The organism is Pseudomonas defluvii (genome assembly GCF_001695625.1).
GTDB classification, from domain to species: domain Bacteria; phylum Pseudomonadota; class Gammaproteobacteria; order Pseudomonadales; family Pseudomonadaceae; genus Aquipseudomonas; species Aquipseudomonas defluvii.
Window position 1 is genome coordinate 1 of the sequence record NZ_MBPN01000331.1, and the last position, 448, is coordinate 448.

Sequence of the window (448 nt, forward strand, 5' to 3'; positions counted from 1 at the left end):
TGGAGTTTGCTTGGTATGACGATTATATGAAGGAGGATGCCCTTAGTGTCGCGTCGTTGTTTGCGAAGCGCCGCGAGTTTGATCATCTACTGGCCTTTTTCGATGAGCGACTTCCACATCTTCCGCGTGTCGCCCGCTCCATAGATAGGGCAGCCTGAATCGCGGGTTTTGGAGAAATAAGCATGTACGGGTTGAACCTTCAGGTGCCCGAGGGGATGGCGAAATGAAGGTTTCAGAAGGGTTGTCTCGCGTGAAGTCCCTGCTGGGGCACTGGGGCACGCCACGAGAACTGCCGCCACAACTGACGTGGAAGTATGGGGATGAACCAGAGCTGCTGGAGTGGAGGATCAAGGCGCGAAACTACAACACTTTTGTTGCTAATGGGATGTTTATTTTCATGCTTTTTTTTACCTTGGCATTGTGCTTCATTATGTATGACGTCTATGAA

Annotated in this window: 1 pseudogene; it reads left to right on the forward strand. The window is 50.7% G+C overall.

Going from position 1 to position 448, the window contains the following annotated elements:
- Window positions 1–223: 223 nt before the first annotated feature.
- A pseudogene (locus tag EKA13_RS27575) lies at window positions 224–448 on the forward strand (hypothetical protein); the annotation flags it as partial.